This window comes from Bradyrhizobium sp. UFLA05-108, assembly GCF_059803455.1.
Genome location: NZ_JBANAZ010000259.1, coordinates 1 through 629, shown reverse-complemented (window position 1 = coordinate 629; position 629 = coordinate 1). Strand labels below are relative to the sequence as shown.

At 59.3% G+C, this 629-nt stretch carries 2 protein-coding genes; one reads left to right on the top strand and one right to left on the bottom strand.

What is annotated here, in order from left to right; translation table 11 throughout:
- Nucleotides 1-427, top strand: a 427-nt coding sequence (locus SO140_RS46365) for a TIM barrel protein (RefSeq protein WP_498544259.1), incomplete at its 5' end; no start/stop codon positions are given.
- Nucleotides 428-462: 35 nt separating this feature from the next.
- Here the strand turns inward: SO140_RS46365 and SO140_RS46360 are convergent.
- Complete coding sequence (locus SO140_RS46360; protein ID WP_498544260.1) at nucleotides 463-612, bottom strand: ABC transporter permease; 150 nt, start codon at nucleotides 610-612, stop codon at nucleotides 463-465.
- Between the last annotated feature and the right edge of the window lie 17 nt (nucleotides 613-629).

The following is a 629-nucleotide window of genomic DNA, read 5'->3' as shown; positions in this document are numbered from 1 at the left end:
CTATGGCGTACAGGGATACGTCGAACCGTTGGGCTTCGGCATCAGCTCGTTGCGATCGTCGCTGCTGACCCAGGCGCTCATCCGCGACTCGGGCGCGCCGTACCGTATCGTGCTCGATACGTTCCACCACTATCTGAGCGGCGTGACGCAAGCCGACTTCGACGCGCAGATCCAGGTGGCGCAGATCGGCCTGGTGCATCTGTCCGGCGTGGAGGACGGGCGGGATAAAGGCACGTTGAGCGACGAAGAGCGCATTATGCTGAGCGAGGGCGATCGGCTAGAGAGCCGCCGCCAGGTACAGAACCTCGAACGCCTGGGCTACACCGGCGTCTATGCCTTCGAGCCCTTCTCTTCACAACTGGACAGCTGGAGCGAGGCGGATATCGAACGGGAAATCCGCCAGAGCATCGCCCTGCTGCAAGGGTAAAAAAACGGCCTCCGCGGAGGCCGTTTTTCATGGCGTTACTTCAGGTTGCCGACCACCAGCTGGTGGCGCTCGTTGTAAAACTTACGGTAGGCCAAATAGCAGGCGATGATGGTTGACAGGCTGGCAGTAGAAAGCAGCATGAAGGTCACCATAATCTGGTATTTGATCGCTTTCACCGGATCGATACCGGCAAAGATCAGCC